Origin of the sequence: Olivibacter sp. CPCC 100613 (assembly GCF_036959255.1) — a bacterium.
Classification (GTDB): Bacteria; Bacteroidota; Bacteroidia; order Sphingobacteriales; family Sphingobacteriaceae; genus Olivibacter.
The window spans coordinates 172731-187197 of record NZ_JAWMTI010000005.1 but is presented as its reverse complement, the minus strand read 5'-3'; the positions used below and the strand labels follow the sequence as shown (position 1 = coordinate 187197).

Here is a 14467-nt window from a genome sequence, read left to right as displayed (position 1 = left end):
GTTTCAAAGTTTCGATAATGTGTATCAATTATTTACCGTATAAGGTGTTTTTCATGCATCCTACGAGTTGGAAATATAAGCGTTCATATATTACTTTTGGAGACAGCGGATAAAAAGGTTATATTTATGGCATAGAAACCAATCGTGCTATTGGTTTTACCGATTTGTAAACTTAATACTATTACAATGAACAAAGCTGATCTTATTACAAAAATTGCCGCAGATGCGGGCATCACAAAGGTTCAGGCAGAAAAGGCCCTGAACAGTATCACCAATTCGGTTACTACCACTTTGAAAAAAGGAGAAAGCGTATCCCTGATAGGCTTCGGAACTTTTGCTGTAGGCCAACGTGCCGCTCGTAGTGGGCGTAATCCCAATACCGGGGCTGTCATTAAAATAAAAGCTACCAAGGTTGCCAAATTTAGACCAGGTAAATCACTTCGGGAAGCGGTAGCATCGGCAAAAATAAAAAAATAGGTATTGTAAAACTTTATTTTATACGGCCCGATTCCCTTAGATCGGGCTGTAATTTTTGTAACCCCTAATTAGCCCAAAGCCTAATAAATAACTGTTTATTCCGACCAAACAGCGAGTTCGTAACCATCCAAGTCGGTAAAATGAAAACGTCTACCTCCCGGAAAGTCAAATATGTCCTTTACGATAAGGCCGCCGGCAGCTGTTATTTTGCGCTTCGTTACCTCAATATCCTCCGAGTAAAGGACGATTAAAATACTGCCCTTAATCGGCTCTCCAGAAGTAAAGCCCCCATCAATATAATCGCCGCCAAATGCGGTGTAGTCTGGACCGTAATCCGTAAATTTCCAACCGAAACTTGCTGCATAAAATTTTTTGGCACGTGTAATATCAGCCGAGAGAAACTCGACATATTGAATTTGCTCGTGTTTTAACTTTTTTTGTAAATGGAGAGACGTCATAATATCGTATTATTTATTATTCTTCTTTTGCTTGTTACAAAGGCCGCTTAATTCTTTGAAAAATATAAGCGATGTCGATATTCGCTTCTAATTTAAGGTATTTATTGACCGTTGGCAAAGTAGTTTCTAAGTACACCATCGTTTTCTGTGTAATTCCATCGAATCTGATCGGCTTTTCCATCCCCCGTAATATCCGCGTAATAAAAATTAGTGTTAGCACTTTGGGACGTGCCTCTTAATGAATATATAGGGCCATCAAATGTGTTGCTAGCGCTCGAATGATAAACCTTTATTTTACCTAGGTAAAGATCGGGTCGCCAATATATCTTGTCCGCTTTTCCATCCCCATTCACATCGGCAAAATAAAAAGTGGTGGATGCGGAAACACTTGTTGCTCCTGAATTGCTGAATGTGGACGATGCTGTAAAGGTGCCGTCCCCATTGGAGAGATAAACCATGGTTTTTCCGGCATTTAGATTCGGATGCCACAACATTTTATCTACTTTACCATCACCGTTCACATCGGCGTAGTAGAAAGTAGTACCGGCCGTGGTACTGGAACCCACTGAACCGTTAATCACCGTACCACTGAAATTGCCACCCGAAGTTGCCAAATACACCCTTGTCTTTCCGGAATCAAAAGTTGAATTCCAGTAAATTTTATCGGCTTTGCCGTCTCCGTTCACATCGGCAAAATGATATATTGTGGTGGTACCTGCACTTGTTCCTTCTGGGTTATCCACTACAGTTGAACTGAAATTGCCACCTGTTGTAGCGAGGTATACACGCGTATGACCAGCGTTTAATGTTGGATTCCATAAAATTAGATCAGCTTTACCATCCCCATTCACGTCGGCAAAATGATAACGGGTTGTGTTTAGTGTAGAAGCTCCTGCTGTATGTACAATAGCGGTAGATGCAAACGTACCATTACCATTAGAGAGAAACACTTGCGGTTTGCCACTGTCGTAAGTTGGATTCCAATAGATTTTATCTTGTTTCCCATCTCCATCTATATCGGCAAAATAAAAGTTAGTGCCGGCGCTGCTACTTTTGCCATTGGCATCGTTGTGCGGACTACCAAATATACCCGGAATGTAAGTCGCAATAATTGGCCAATGGTCTGAAGGCCAATAACCGTTGTAGCTGGTGGTGATAACATGAGACGACGTGAAAGCCATGCTTCTATCACTCATAATCCAATCCAGCTTGGAGCTTCCGGAGGCGTTCCAGCCGTGAAAAGTATAATCACCTGCGCTATCTCCAAGGGCATCAACGACATCAAGCTGGTTTTTTAGATTCGAAATTTCAGTTGTGCCGGGTTTTGCGTTAAAGTCGCCAAATACGATAACAGGTAGTTTGTCTGTGTTTTGTTGATTAACCATTGTTGCCAAGGCAGCTGAATTTTCGATCCTGGTGGCTTGCGAGTCAAACTGCCAATGGCTATTACTGATAAAATACCTGTAAGATGTAACTTTATCTAGCAAAACTACCCAGGTGGCTGTATTGATAATGGGAGAAGGACCTAATCTTACCGTACCGCTTCGTTGAAGTGCAAACCGAGTCGTTTTAAAAAAAATAGCTTTTGGTGTGCCGGTAATACTTGTGTCATAGTATTCTCCGTAACCTAGGGTGGCCATTTGCTCTCTGAACCAAGCTTCAAACGAGTCGTCTGAGAACTCTTGCAAACCAAACACATCAGGGTCGTTGTCCACAATAATTTGGCGGATATTTCCTTTACGTTGATCGATGCTTTGCGGATCGTTGTCATCATGATGTCTGACGTTAAATGACAGAACTTTAAAAGGATTTCCGCTAGCTAACAGTGCCAAATTTGACAGTGATGGCAAAGCGTGAGTCTGACCGGAATCATTCGGAACACCCATTTCCGCCCGTTTGCAGCTCAAGAAGCATAGGACGATCGCAAAAGCAAAGGTCGTTCTTTTTAGACGACACAGGCTAAAAGTTGTTTTTTTCATTTTGTTGCTGTTAAGTATATTAAGTCTTAGAAAGCTTGTTTGTACCTTGTTGTGCCCTTGTCACCCCGATCTTACCTGAAACTCTACGTCGATTTCGTCAACAATAAAAAAACATAAGTAAATTATTTTAAACCATGAATATAGTTGATTTTAATAAAATGAAATATTATTTAATTGATAAATAAATGTTAGGAAATGTTGTGGGATGCTCAAAATTTGCTTTAAAGCAAACTTCATGATGAGCTTTGTCCAATAAGAAAGAAGATGTTAAGGCACTTTCAATATCTGCAACAGTTACTTGGATTGAGATGACACCCCTACAGGAGTAAATGATTTTAGGAAGTGTTATGTGGATCTATAATGCGATTATCCGTGTTGTAAAAGACATCCAACACAATGTATGGATGTCTTTTTTATACAAACCTATTCAGTCTCAAAGCCATATTTGTTATAGATTGCCTTTGCTTCCTCAGAGGTTAGATAGTCTAAGAAATCAGCCGCCGCTTGGGGATGGCGTGCTTGTTTCAGTTTACCGGCCATGTAGGTGGCGCGGATATTTTGTTCTTCCGCTATTGAGACTAATTCGACGGGATGATTAATCATTTTCTGATAGTGGGCTTCCGAATACCAGACAGGGGCCACATCGCTTTGGCCGTAAAGTATACGTAACGGACTTTCTCGATGGTGGATTCTGGTTAGGTAAGTACTGTTGTCTTTAACCTTGCTTTGCATAATGGCCTGGTGCAAAGGCTCACCACCGGCTTTTCTATAAGCCGCTTCGATTTGACGCCCGATACCCTCCCAAGCAGGATTTGGCATGCTGATCCGTATATTTTTTTTCGCTAGATCACCGAGCGCATGAATTTTTTTCGGATTTCCCTCTGGAACCATTAAGGCCAGTTTATTATATGCATATACTTCTGTGCGATCGAAATAGTTTTCCATTTCGGCAATGCGGCTTTTTCCAGCAGTATAAACGTCAGGTTTGTGGGTAATACGTAAATTTCCCATAGTTAAAGAACCCCCGATGATCTGTTTTGCTAGTATGCCGGGAGGGAGTGTTTCGGCAAAGATTCGTTGGTAGGCGGGGTACTTTTTCTTAAAGCCCTTAAGCAGTTCATCAATGCACATGAATTGATTGCCTGCGAAGAATATGACAAGCTGTGGGTCTTCAATATCACCATACAAATCGGGTGTATTGTTTATTCCCGGTACCGTAAATTGGACACTTGATGCTGGAGGAATGTTCCAAGGAGGATCATAACGGTGATTTTGCTGTGCATAAGTTAACTGAAAAGCAAAGATACTTAATAAGATAAAAAAAGATGTTGTTCTCATTTGGTAACGTGTTGTATTATTCATTGTTGGTTATTTCAATTTGTAAGATCACGGTTTGATAATCGTCCAGCCCTGTGCAGAACGGATAACAAGCTCGCCGTTTCCACTGGGTACATAAGCAATAAAATCATATAATGCTTCTTTATTCAGATTTCTTTCTTTTAAAGAGTTTAGGCATTGTGCTACAATCACGCCTTTGTCAATCAGCTTTTTTAGGGCTTCTTCATATTTGCCATTTTTTAAGAAGGCTTCGGTTCCTCCTGAAAAGGCAATGAGCTCTATTTCGATCTTTCCCCTTAAACGTGGATCTTGTAGCACATTGTTGATGTTTCGTATGGCCTTTTCAATAGTGGCAGGGGTATTGCTATCCAGTTGATAGATGGCTCGATAGTGAGCTTCATTTGCTTCGGCACCTTGATAGGTTTTGTTACGGGTAATAGCGGAATTCTCCTGAGCACGAGCAAAAGATCCTGAGCATAGAAATACAATAATGATGAAAATTGATTGTTTTAGTGTTGTCATGTTACTTGGTATTTTTAAAGTAAGTGCTCCTGCCAGCATCTTTACTCCTAATTAATTTTTTTGGCAGGATATTAAAAATTAAAAGGTCCTAATTTATGTTGTGTTATGGCAATCTCATCTATATAAGGCGGATAGGGACAATCCTTCGGTTTTTTTGCGAGATCGGGATAATCCAATTCTTTATTTGCTTTTTGTGGCCGGCTAAATGAATTGATATAGGCAGCTACATCATAAGCTTCCTCGTCCGTTAATAAAGGGTTTTCCGCGGTAGCGCCCAAAGGCATATTTCCTTTGATGAATCGTGCTGCCGTAAGCAAGCGAGCCATTCCCGCACCATCGTTATAGGAGTCGTTGCCCCAAAGTGGCGGATATAGGTAACCCTGTTTATCCCCGCGTTGACCCCGGCGATTTCCTTGCCCATTTTTACCATGGCAGGTAACACAATATTGCTTAAATACAGCCGCTCCTTTTACTTTATCCGCCGCTCGATCGGGAATATTTATTTTAACAAAGCCTTGTCCTTCAATACGATTGCCAATTGATGCGTCTTTACTTAGATGTTTTATATAACTGATAATGGCCCGCATCTCTTTGCTATCAGTAGGGATAGCACTCCCATTCATACTCCTTTCAAAACAACCGTTGATGCGTTCTTCTAACGATGCTATCTTATTTTCGCGTCCAATGTAAATGGGGAAAACAGCGGATAAACCAACATAAGGTGCAGCATAGGCCTTCGTACCGCCATTTAAATGACAACTTGAGCAAGCCAGGTTGTTACCGGTAATCACCCCCTTCTTCACTTCTGTTCCTAAGTATTTGTAGGTTTCTGTGATTAAGCGATGGCCGTAATCGGCTAGTTTACCCTCCTCGCTATTATCGAAAGGCTTTATTACCGCATCACTTACATGAGATAGCTGCATATTTGCTGTTGCTTTTATGGCAGTTGGTTTTTGCACCGCACGGCCATTTAATAGATAAATACAAGATCCAATTAACAATAGGATAATGCACGCAAGAACCTTGGTATACCTTGTTAGCCGGTAAACGTCCTGTCCTGTATTTTCCTTATCAGTAGAAGTTGGTTTTATCTTTTCCATATGGACAAATGTAAATGGTATAGCGATCAAGTTTAAACGAGCTTTTCTTATAGGGTATAACCAGAGGTTATGGAGCCGATCCGTTTAAGTGGTTAATGGTTGAGTCGTTAAGTAGGTTTTGTTAATTATTCATTAGTGTTCACTTTATAGGCATTATTCATAGTCAATTGCTTTTTATTGGCATTCATGAGCGCATTGCACTCGGTTCATGAACTCCCTAATGGTCGGTTAGCCCATGTGATGATGAGCAGGCTAGTGCGGCCGAAAGCTAATACCTAACGCCCATTAGGGTACGCGCAAAAAATGTGTAGTTTTGAAAGTATAAGTAAATAGCATAAAATGAACGCATTAATTATTATTGATATACAACTCGACTTTTTACCTGGGGGTGCACTTGCTGTAACCGGTGGGGATCGGATTATTTCGATTATCAACGACTTGCAGCCAACTTATGATCTAGTGGTGGCCACACAGGATTGGCATCCGATAAACCATCAAAGCTTCTTTACAGAGCATCCCGGAAGGCAAGCTTTTGAACATATTCGACTGCATGGTTTAGAACAAGTGCTTTGGCCCGTACACTGTGTGCAGGGAACTAATGGCGCGGCTTTGGCTCCAGCACTTTCAACGGATGCGATAGAGGCTATTTTCCGAAAAGGGATGGATAGGGAGATCGATAGTTATAGCGGTTTCTTCGATAATGGCAAGAAGAAATCTACCGGTATGGCAGACTACTTAAAGGGTAGAGGTGTAACCGAGCTTGCAGTTTGTGGTTTAGCTGCGGACTATTGTGTTTACTATACGGCCAACGACGCTCTGGATTTAGGCTTTAAGGCCCGTATTATTGAACATGCTTCCTGCGCAATTGATCCAGAAAGATTCCGACAATTAAAGACTGAATTTCAACAAAAAGGAGGGGAGATTTTATAGATGTTAGATTCTATTTTCTCTCTTTGTTGATCGTTTCATTGTTCTTTTCTTAGGTAAAAATCCAGACGTTGTTGGCATGGATGCCGTGGATGATTTTCGTTAATGGGAATATCCATGACAATTTGAAAAACGAAGTGCGTATTTCTATTTTTGTTTTATATACGGATGACATATGCTAACAATTAGCGGACTTTTTATTTATCCCATCAAATCGTTAGGAGGGATTCAACTTGGACAAGCGGAGGTCACAGATAGGGGATTTAAATATGATCGAAGATGGATGTTGATTGATGAAAACAATCAATTTCTTACGCAACGTACTTATCCTAAAATGGCTTTGTTTAAGCTTGAACTTAGTGTAGACGGTTTATGGGTAATGCATCCTGAGTGGGGCAAAATCAAGATACCTTTTGATCTGGTTAATGCGCAACAGGAAGAAGTTGTCATTTGGGATGATACCTGCCAAGCTGTTTCGGTGAGCAGGGAAGTGGATGCGTGGTTTAGTGAAGCATTGGGATTTGCTTGCAAATTGGTTTATATGCCGGATAGTACAGAACGGGAAGTAGATCAACGATATGCGCCTAAAGGGATGATAACCTCCTTCTCGGATGCTTATCCATTTTTAATGATTGGACAAGCATCGTTGGATGACTTAAACAGTCGTTTGGAAATTGCCCTGCCCATCGATCGATTTAGACCTAATATTCTGTTTACAGGTGGAACTCCTTTTGAAGAAGATCGGATGCATCGGATACGAATTGGTGAGCATGTCTATTTTTCTGGAGTGAAACTCTGTGCCCGTTGTGTGATGACTACCATCGATCAACAAAATGCCGAAAAATCGAAAGAACCATTAAAAACTCTTGCTACTTATCGTTCAAAAGATAGAAAAATCTTATTTGGTCAAAACCTCATTCATCACGGTCGCGGAATGATCCGGCTCGGAGATCATTTAGAAGTTTTAAGTACACATGTGGAAGAGCGATTTATTGTGGGGAATAAATAAGTTAATTGGTAAATTCGTTCATGTGGTTGTGTGGAGTAGAACAAGCGTGATCCGTAGAGCGTAAAACCGATGGCGCTGATTTTTTTTAAAATAAAAAAAAACAAAATTTCGATCACTTTGTTCTATTTATAGATTTCTTTAGGGGTGGCTTTTTTATAAGTCTGAGAACATACCCATTGAACCTGCTCTGGACAATACCAGCGAAGGAATTAAGAAAATCGAGGCGGCCTAGGTAGAAACTTGGGCCGTCTTTTTTATGAAAGGCCTAGTATTATGCATAAAAGGAGCTATTATATGGTTAACGGTATTACCTTCTATCGCTTAATAGCTGCTCCTTTCTTGTTATTTCTTGCTTTTTCCGAACAGCTCGTTTGGTTTAAATGCTTGCTCGCCTTCAGTTTTTTAACGGATGCTGTTGATGGTTTTTTGGCGAGAAAATATAGAGTCGTAAGCATTATGGGAGCTAAAATGGATTCAGTTGCGGATGATTTAACCGTACTGGTAGCCCTTGTAGGTTTGTTTCTTTATCACCGGGAATTCGTGTTTAGAGAATATCACTGGATGCTCATATTGCTGATTCTTTTCCTTCTTCAGGTCAGCGCCGCCCTGATTCGGTATAGAAAATTGACCAGTTTTCATACCTACCTCGCAAAAGTTGCTGCCGTAGCTCAAGCTCTTTTTTTAATATCGTCTTTTTTTCTCAAATCGCCTTCTTTGTTGTTGTTTTATCTATCGATTGTCCTAACGGCTGCGGATCTGGTGGAAGAAACGATTATGGTTTGGTTATTGCCTAATTGGCAAGCAGATGTAAAGGGTATACAGGAAGCGCTGCGATTCAGGAGAGGAGAAAATCAGAGCCGGCGAGATCCTGAAAATTAGCGCACACGGCCCATACTTTAACCGTATGCGCTGAATCTTAAGGTCGGAATTTAAGGTCGGAAATAAAAGATAAATGATTTAAATAATCAACAATATCTTCTCTGCTCTTCCCTGTTTTTTGCGTTAAACGATAGACCAGCTCAATTTCCTTGCCTTCTTCATAATGAAGATCATCTTCGGTGAGCTCGCTCCATTTAGCTCTTATTTGATTTTTAATTTGTCTCCATGACTTTTTTAATTTCCATTCACTCATATGCATTTCTTTAAGTAAACATACTTGACAGTGACCATTTTTTTGCAAGCTATGAATAATTTTGTTTTTATTGACAGTTACTTGATGTGATGTCCGCAACAAATTGCACAACGAAGTAGCTCTTATATCATCTCTGATTGGTTTATGTACAGTTTTTGCACAATTGGGTCTCAATTTTTTCTTTTTAATTGACGAACTTATTACTTTTGTAATAGTAAACTCAGCCTAAATTAATCTCATGACAAAAAACCCGCTATTAGATGAGCAAACGATCGCTTTTTTAAAGGAGTTCGCTGAAAGTATCCGTGCTGAAATCGATGCCATACAATGTACAATCGATATTGTGCAGAAACGAAAGCAAATGACTGTTTTCGGCGAATCCAAAATGACGGATATAACCAAGGAAGACGCTGCTTCTTTAACTGCTAAATGGAGAAAAGGTGTTTTAGTACCCGTCGAAAAATTTGATCCTTTTGGTAAATTGGACAGAAAGGTTGCTTATGCATTGACGCGTTTGGGAACTGGCGATCGCGATGCTATTTTAAACGAAATTCATCAGGCACAACCGGATCGCGATAAATATAAATTAGAGAACGCTTTGGCGGTAAGACTTAATTACCTTTTAAAGAACGGTTTTATAGATGCCCATAAAATAGGACGAAAGTATCAATACCAATTACTCAAGACGGATTGAACGAAATGCATATATAAAAAGCTAATATGCTACAACAGCTTGCATACATACTACAATAGCACTATTGTTATCACTGATAAATTTGTCGGTATAAATCTAATCTTTTTGATTTAGTGGATCATCATTAAATGTAAAATGGCAAATGACTATTGCCCTTCGTAACATTTATGGCGATTGAAGAATTAGACGGATTCAATAGGCTATGGAAAGAATTATTGCGAAATACTATATTGAGACGCCCTTTAATGTAGAAAAGGCGGCGCTGATTTTGGCAGGAGAACAGTCGTCCGGTACTTTTGTGTCCGTTCCCGGTGAGACAAAAGATTTGAAACAGCGCTTCGCTGCTCGTGTGGAGAAGGTTGATGTTGTGGAATCGGTCACGGAGCCAGCCATTCCTAGTTCGAAAGCTATTTCCAATGCTTATCATCGAGCCCACATTGAAATTTCCTGGTCCATAGAGAATGTCGGCTATAATCTGCCTGTGCTGATCTCCACATTACAGGGAAACCTTTATGAATTAAGCCAATTCACTGGCTTGAAATTACTGGATATTCAATTTCCGTCGTCCTATGTTGGTCATTTTAAAGGCCCTCGTTTTGGAGTGGCAGGCTCTAGAAAGAGCACACATGTAGAGGGTAGACCGCTGATTGGTACCATTATTAAACCTAGCATTGGGATGACACCTGTCGATACGGCTAAGCTGGTAAAGACCTTGGTAGAGGCCGGGGTCGATTTTATTAAAGATGACGAACTACAATCAGCAGCGGCGAACTCTAAATTGGAAGATCGAGTAGATGCCATCATGCGAATTATTAACGAACATGCCGATAAAACCGGAAAAAAGGTGATGTATGCTTTTAATATCAGTGATGAAATGGACAGCATGTTATCACGGTATGAATACATCGTCAAGGCAGGCGGGACCTGCGCTATGCTCAGTATAAACAGCGTAGGTCTTGCTGGGGTGAAAAAAATTTGCGATCAGGGGGAATTGGTGATCCATGGTCACCGGAATGGTTGGGGCATGTTAAACAGACATCCCTTATTGGGTATTGACTTTAAGGCTTATCAAAAACTTTGGCGTTTGGCAGGTATAGATCAGCTGCATGTGAATGGGATTCAGAATAAATTTTGGGAATCCGATGATTCGGTCGTTCAATCGATCGAAGCTTGTTTAAATCCGCTATTTTCCAGTGGCCTATTGTTACCCGTCGTATCTTCAGGGCAGTGGGGAGGGCAGGCTTTCGAAACCTATAGGCGCACACAAACCATCGATTTATTATATATGGCGGGTGGGGGAATTATGGCGCATCCTGATGGGCCTGGGGGGGGAGTTGTAGCTTTACAGCAGGCATGGGAAGGGGCGGTTAAAGGGTATAATATGGAAACGGCTATTCGGTTATATCCTGAATTCGCGAAGTCGGTGAAAAAATTCGGATAACTACAGACATGGAAAAAATACAGATTCCTTTATTTGCTTATTATGGCGATGATTTTACAGGGTCTACCGATGCTTTGGAGTTTCTGAATCAGGCAGGATTAAAGACGGTATTATTTATTGATGTGCCCGATGCTGAAATGTTAGCGCGGTATCCTGGGATACAGGCTGTCGGTGTCGCGGGTATGACACGAACGATGAATCCGGGTACCATGAAGTCGGAGTTGTCGCAGGCCTTCACTGCTTTAAAAAATTTGGGTACTCGACACGTGCATTATAAAGTTTGTTCCACCTTCGATTCCTCTCCACACATTGGGAGTATTGGTACGGCAGCGGAAGTAGGAAAGGAAATCTTTAATCCTTTATTTATTCCGTTGCTGGTGGCAGCCCCAACCTTGGGAAGATTCTGTTTATTTGGGAACCTCTTTGCTCGAATGGGAATCGGAAGTCGAGGCGAAATTCATCGCTTGGATCGCCATCCTTCGATCAGTCATCATCCGGTTACTCCAATGCAGGAAGCAGACTTACGTTTGCATTTATCGCGACAAACAGAGCTTGCGATCGCTTTGGTGGACATTTTGTCCGTTCAGCTTGGGCGAACTGAAATAGAAATAAAAATACGAGAATGCTTGGATCAAGGAATTCCAATTGTGCTCTTTGATGCTTTACATCTTTCGGATTTATTGCCAATTGCCGAGGTAATGGATATCTACGCTACGGCGCGGAGACCGTTATTTTCGATCGGTTCTTCGGGCATTGAAACGGCATTTGGCTTATACTGGAAAAATAAAGGATTGGCTAAAGAGGAAATAATAGAATGGCCCGAATACCCCCTTAATGGAAAGCTTTTGGTGCTTTCCGGCAGTTGTTCACCGGTAACGGCCAGTCAAATTGACCATGCGCTTTGTCATGGTTTTCAGGCAGTGGGGATTCCTACTTCTATTTTTAACGCATCTACCGATTTACAAACCGTCATTGACCATTGTGTACAGCAGATACTTGCTTTGATGGCAGCAGGTTTCCCGGTAATCTTGCATACAAGTTTGGGGCGGGAGGATGTAAGAGTCGCGGAAACACGAGCGCTCCTATCTCAACAAGGTTATTCAGAAGCGGGAATAAGCTTACAAACGGCACGCACATATGGACAGGCGCTTGGTGAGGTTGCGCTCCATATTGCCAAGTCTACCGATTTGCGACGTCTTGTGGTGGCCGGCGGAGATACCTCGAGCTTTGTTGCCCGTACGTTGGGAATCGAGGCGATAGAAATGATCGCTCCTTTTTATCCAGGGGCACCGTTGTGCAGAGCTTTTGCACCTGATACACCACTAGACGGAATTGAAATAAACTTCAAAGGCGGGCAGGTGGGTGATGAACATTATTTTATTAAGCTACGGAATGCTAATGTTTCTTAAATATTTATAATATGATACCAAAAACTTTAGGGCTTATTCATACTTCAGCTACACTGATTCCTGTATTTCAGCAACTATGCAAGCAGTACTTGCCAAAAACAAGTCTTTTCAACATTGTAGACGATAGTTTAGTGAAAAATATTGCTGCTCGGGGAGGGGAACTTACGCCTTCCATTTCTAAGCGTGTAGCTGATTACGTTGCTTCGGCGGAGGATTCAGGTGCTGATTATATTTTGGTAACCTGCTCATCTATTGGCGCTGCGGTAGAAGCCGCAGCCAATATAACAAGTGTCCCTGTTCTTCGGGTAGATCAACCCATGGCAGATTTAGCCGTTCGAGAAGGTGAACGTGTTGGTGTTATCGCAACACTTCAAACAACGCTTCAACCAACTGCTGACCTCGTGCAACGCAGAGCAGCTTTGGCAGGCAAGGAGATTTTGTTAAATACACGCTTGTGTGAGGGTGCTTTTGAGGCTCTGATGAGTGGAGATGCTGCTAAACATGATGAATTGGTGACGCAGGCCCTATATCAATTAACGGAAGAAGTCGATGTCATTTTATTGGCGCAAGCGAGTATGGCGCGTGTAGTAGATACATTGAAAAATGAAGGTAAAAATGTACCAATTCTTGCAAGTCCTCCTCATGCTATCCGGTATATTGCAAATGTAGTTTAAGGATATCATGAAACGTTTTCAAAGAATCTGTTTGAGGATCAGTGTCATTGCTGTCCTCCTCCTATTTTTGGGAATTTTATTGAAAAATGGTGTCATTTGGCAACCTGCTGCCGTTTGCACCGCGATTTGTTTTGCGCTCGGTATCGGAAGCGTTGAGGCGCTAAAGAACTATCAGTATACGGCTTGGATTGTGGCCGCTGTCATTTCGGCTATGATTTATCCAACTGCTTTTACCCAATGGGGTGGTGTGGATTTGAGGAATAAATGGCTTATCTTGATTATCATCCAGTTGGTTATGTTTGGTATGGGAATACAGATGAGCATTCGTGATTTTTCCGGATTGGGTAGCACGGGTAGAGGGGTTTTGATTGGCTTAATCTGCCATTTTTCGGTAATGCCTTTAGTAGGATATCTATTGACACATATATTTCCTTTTGAAGATGAAATCGCAGCAGGCATTATTTTAATTGGTTCTTGCTCGAGCGGATTGGCCTCGAATGTCATGGTATACTTGGCACGTGCAAATTTGATTTTATCGGTAACGGTAACCGCTATGGCAACTTTAGCCGCTCCTTTTCTGACGCCTTTGTTGATGCGTTTGTTGGCCGGAACATTGATTGAAGTCAAATTTCTACCCATGATGTTGGAAATTATTCAAATTGTTATCGTGCCAATAGGCGCTGCATTGCTGCACGACTATCTTAAGACGGCCTCTACTAAAGGGAGAAAGGTGGTGACTATTATCGGACTGATTTGTGTGGTTTGGCTTGTTGTTCAAATGCTTTTTCTGTGGGATAAGCTTGCAGAGCAAGTATCTATCGCCGCTGCACAGTCTTTAATGCTATTGAACTTTTTTGCTGGCGCCTTTATTGTGGGCGCTCTGTATCATAGTCTATATCTTCGATTCAAACGCATTGATCAATGGGTGCCTTATGTGTCTATGTTTGGTATCGTCTATTTTACTACGGTTACAACGGCAGCAGGAAGAGCGCATTTGTTACAGGTGGGATTGCTCTTGTTTTTAGCTTCGATTTTACATAATAGTGCGGGTTACTTTTTCGGTTATTGGCTCGCTCGGCTATTTAAACTGGATAGGAACGCTGCGCGCACCATTGCTTTTGAGGTAGGTTTGCAAAACGGGGGCATGGCGTCTGGTTTAGCGGGAAGTATGGGGAAATTAGCAACGGTGGGTTTAGCAGCTGCCGTTTTTAGTCCGTGGATGAACATATCCGGATCTTTATTAGCGAATTACTGGCGGAAGCGGCCACTGAATGAAAAAAACGATTCCCAACAGACATGATCCATTA

The 14467-nt window shown here is 41.5% G+C and carries 15 protein-coding genes and 1 riboswitch; of the genes, 9 read left to right on the top strand and 6 right to left on the bottom strand.

What is annotated here, in order from left to right; translation table 11 throughout:
- The first annotated feature begins 186 nt into the window (after nt 1-186).
- Nucleotides 187-477, top strand: a complete 291-nt coding sequence (locus RYH73_RS17115) for an HU family DNA-binding protein (protein ID WP_335314671.1) — start codon at nt 187-189, stop codon at nt 475-477.
- 95 nt (nt 478-572) lie between these two features.
- On the opposite strand, the gene RYH73_RS17110 is transcribed toward RYH73_RS17115, so the two are convergent.
- The 5 genes from RYH73_RS17110 to RYH73_RS17090 all read right to left on the bottom strand — a co-directional run bounded on the left by RYH73_RS17110 (nt 573) and on the right by RYH73_RS17090 (nt 5874).
- Complete coding sequence (locus tag RYH73_RS17110) at nt 573-935, bottom strand: VOC family protein (RefSeq protein WP_335314670.1); 363 nt, start codon at nt 933-935, stop codon at nt 573-575.
- Nucleotides 936-1036: 101 nt separating this feature from the next.
- Complete coding sequence (locus RYH73_RS17105) at nt 1037-2914, bottom strand: FG-GAP-like repeat-containing protein (protein ID WP_335314669.1); 1878 nt, start codon at nt 2912-2914, stop codon at nt 1037-1039.
- A gap of 423 nt (nt 2915-3337) precedes the next feature.
- Nucleotides 3338-4252 (bottom strand): molybdate ABC transporter substrate-binding protein, encoded by a 915-nt coding sequence (locus RYH73_RS17100; protein ID WP_335314668.1) that lies wholly within the window; start codon nt 4250-4252, stop codon nt 3338-3340.
- A 48-nt stretch (nt 4253-4300) separates the two neighbouring features.
- Nucleotides 4301-4774 carry a DsrE family protein gene (locus tag RYH73_RS17095; protein WP_335314667.1) on the bottom strand — a complete coding sequence of 158 codons (474 nt, stop codon included), beginning with the start codon at nt 4772-4774 and terminating at the stop codon, nt 4301-4303.
- A 71-nt stretch (nt 4775-4845) separates the two neighbouring features.
- A complete protein-coding gene (locus RYH73_RS17090) occupies nt 4846-5874 on the bottom strand; it encodes a c-type cytochrome (protein ID WP_335314666.1) in 1029 nt (342 codons plus the stop codon).
- A 339-nt stretch (nt 5875-6213) separates the two neighbouring features.
- Between RYH73_RS17090 and pncA the strand changes: the two genes are divergently transcribed.
- The 3 genes from pncA (at nt 6214) to RYH73_RS17075 (ending at nt 8689) form a co-directional block, all read left to right on the top strand.
- Nucleotides 6214-6804, top strand: coding sequence for a bifunctional nicotinamidase/pyrazinamidase (gene pncA, locus RYH73_RS17085; RefSeq protein ID WP_335314665.1), 591 nt, complete (start codon nt 6214-6216; stop codon nt 6802-6804).
- Nucleotides 6805-6976: 172 nt separating this feature from the next.
- On the top strand, nt 6977-7810 hold the full coding sequence (locus tag RYH73_RS17080; RefSeq protein ID WP_335314664.1) for an MOSC domain-containing protein: 834 nt from the start codon (nt 6977-6979) through the stop codon (nt 7808-7810).
- A gap of 130 nt (nt 7811-7940) precedes the next feature.
- Nucleotides 7941-8037, top strand: a riboswitch (TPP riboswitch).
- A 46-nt stretch (nt 8038-8083) separates the two neighbouring features.
- The gene (locus RYH73_RS17075; RefSeq protein WP_335314663.1) at nt 8084-8689 is read left to right on the top strand and encodes a CDP-alcohol phosphatidyltransferase family protein; all 606 of its coding nucleotides are present in this window, start codon (nt 8084-8086) and stop codon (nt 8687-8689) included.
- 37 nt (nt 8690-8726) lie between these two features.
- Here RYH73_RS17075 and RYH73_RS17070 read toward each other — a convergent pair whose 3' ends face one another.
- Nucleotides 8727-8942 carry a CsbD family protein gene (locus RYH73_RS17070; RefSeq protein WP_335314662.1) on the bottom strand — a complete coding sequence of 72 codons (216 nt, stop codon included), beginning with the start codon at nt 8940-8942 and terminating at the stop codon, nt 8727-8729.
- Nucleotides 8943-9180: 238 nt separating this feature from the next.
- On the opposite strand from RYH73_RS17070, the gene RYH73_RS17065 reads away from it, so the two are divergent.
- The 5 genes from RYH73_RS17065 to RYH73_RS17045 all read left to right on the top strand — a co-directional run bounded on the left by RYH73_RS17065 (nt 9181) and on the right by RYH73_RS17045 (nt 14460).
- On the top strand, nt 9181-9636 hold the full coding sequence (locus RYH73_RS17065; RefSeq protein WP_335314661.1) for a soluble adenylyl cyclase-like protein: 456 nt from the start codon (nt 9181-9183) through the stop codon (nt 9634-9636).
- Between the two features lie 202 nt (nt 9637-9838).
- A complete protein-coding gene (locus RYH73_RS17060; RefSeq protein ID WP_335314660.1) occupies nt 9839-11077 on the top strand; it encodes a ribulose-bisphosphate carboxylase large subunit family protein in 1239 nt (412 codons plus the stop codon).
- Nucleotides 11078-11085: 8 nt separating this feature from the next.
- Entirely contained in the window at nt 11086-12486 is a 1401-nt protein-coding gene (locus RYH73_RS17055) for a four-carbon acid sugar kinase family protein (RefSeq protein ID WP_335314659.1), read from the top strand.
- A gap of 11 nt (nt 12487-12497) precedes the next feature.
- The gene (locus RYH73_RS17050; RefSeq protein ID WP_335314658.1) at nt 12498-13160 is read left to right on the top strand and encodes an aspartate/glutamate racemase family protein; all 663 of its coding nucleotides are present in this window, start codon (nt 12498-12500) and stop codon (nt 13158-13160) included.
- A 7-nt stretch (nt 13161-13167) separates the two neighbouring features.
- Complete coding sequence (locus tag RYH73_RS17045) at nt 13168-14460, top strand: bile acid:sodium symporter family protein (RefSeq protein WP_335314657.1); 1293 nt, start codon at nt 13168-13170, stop codon at nt 14458-14460.
- The last annotated feature ends 7 nt before the right edge of the window (nt 14461-14467 follow it).

Bases quoted from the DNA above. Each gene is read 5' to 3' on its own strand.
- RYH73_RS17115 (WP_335314671.1), top strand. From the start codon at position 187: ATGAACAAAGCTGATCTTATTACAAAAATTGCCGCAGATGCGGGCATC.
- RYH73_RS17090 (WP_335314666.1), bottom strand. From the start codon at position 5,874: ATGGAAAAGATAAAACCAACTTCTACTGATAAGGAAAATACAGGACAG.
- RYH73_RS17045 (WP_335314657.1), top strand. From the start codon at position 13,168: ATGAAACGTTTTCAAAGAATCTGTTTGAGGATCAGTGTCATTGCTGTC.
- RYH73_RS17050 (WP_335314658.1), top strand. From the start codon at position 12,498: ATGATACCAAAAACTTTAGGGCTTATTCATACTTCAGCTACACTGATT.
- RYH73_RS17070 (WP_335314662.1), bottom strand. From the start codon at position 8,942: ATGAGTGAATGGAAATTAAAAAAGTCATGGAGACAAATTAAAAATCAA.
- RYH73_RS17110 (WP_335314670.1), bottom strand. From the start codon at position 935: ATGACGTCTCTCCATTTACAAAAAAAGTTAAAACACGAGCAAATTCAA.
- RYH73_RS17055 (WP_335314659.1), top strand. From the start codon at position 11,086: ATGGAAAAAATACAGATTCCTTTATTTGCTTATTATGGCGATGATTTT.
- pncA (WP_335314665.1), top strand. From the start codon at position 6,214: ATGAACGCATTAATTATTATTGATATACAACTCGACTTTTTACCTGGG.
- RYH73_RS17100 (WP_335314668.1), bottom strand. From the start codon at position 4,252: ATGAGAACAACATCTTTTTTTATCTTATTAAGTATCTTTGCTTTTCAG.
- RYH73_RS17105 (WP_335314669.1), bottom strand. From the start codon at position 2,914: ATGAAAAAAACAACTTTTAGCCTGTGTCGTCTAAAAAGAACGACCTTT.
- RYH73_RS17060 (WP_335314660.1), top strand. From the start codon at position 9,839: ATGGAAAGAATTATTGCGAAATACTATATTGAGACGCCCTTTAATGTA.
- RYH73_RS17075 (WP_335314663.1), top strand. From the start codon at position 8,084: ATGCATAAAAGGAGCTATTATATGGTTAACGGTATTACCTTCTATCGC.
- RYH73_RS17065 (WP_335314661.1), top strand. From the start codon at position 9,181: ATGACAAAAAACCCGCTATTAGATGAGCAAACGATCGCTTTTTTAAAG.
- RYH73_RS17095 (WP_335314667.1), bottom strand. From the start codon at position 4,774: ATGACAACACTAAAACAATCAATTTTCATCATTATTGTATTTCTATGC.
- RYH73_RS17080 (WP_335314664.1), top strand. From the start codon at position 6,977: ATGCTAACAATTAGCGGACTTTTTATTTATCCCATCAAATCGTTAGGA.